At 65.7% G+C, this 286-nt stretch carries 1 protein-coding gene; it reads left to right on the top strand.

Going from position 1 to position 286, the window contains the following annotated elements; genetic code table 11:
• Positions 1-286 (top strand): aldehyde dehydrogenase family protein (locus IB272_RS34590; RefSeq protein ID WP_192445903.1); only part of this gene is annotated, 286 nt, incomplete at both ends.

Below are 286 nucleotides of genomic sequence, written 5' to 3'. Positions count from 1 at the left end.
CGGCGCTGACCACCGGATGCTCGATCATCGTCAAGGCGCCCGAGGAAACACCGGCGTCGCCGGCCGAACTCATCCGCTGCTTCGTCGATGCCGGGCTTCCGGCCGGCGTCGTCAACCTTGTCTACGGCGTGCCCTCGGTCATCTCGGAATACCTGATCACCCATCCGGTGATCCGCAAGATGTCGTTTACCGGCTCGACCCCGGTCGGCAAGATGCTGGCGGCCCTTGCCGGCCAGCACATGAAGCGCGCGACGATGGAACTGGGCGGGCATGCGCCTGTCATCGT

It is taken from the genome of Ensifer sp. ENS08 (assembly GCF_014852195.1).
GTDB lineage: Bacteria > Pseudomonadota > Alphaproteobacteria > Rhizobiales > Rhizobiaceae > Ensifer > Ensifer adhaerens.
Note: the sequence above shows the minus strand (reverse complement) of the source record. Positions and strands in the feature narration are given on the sequence as shown.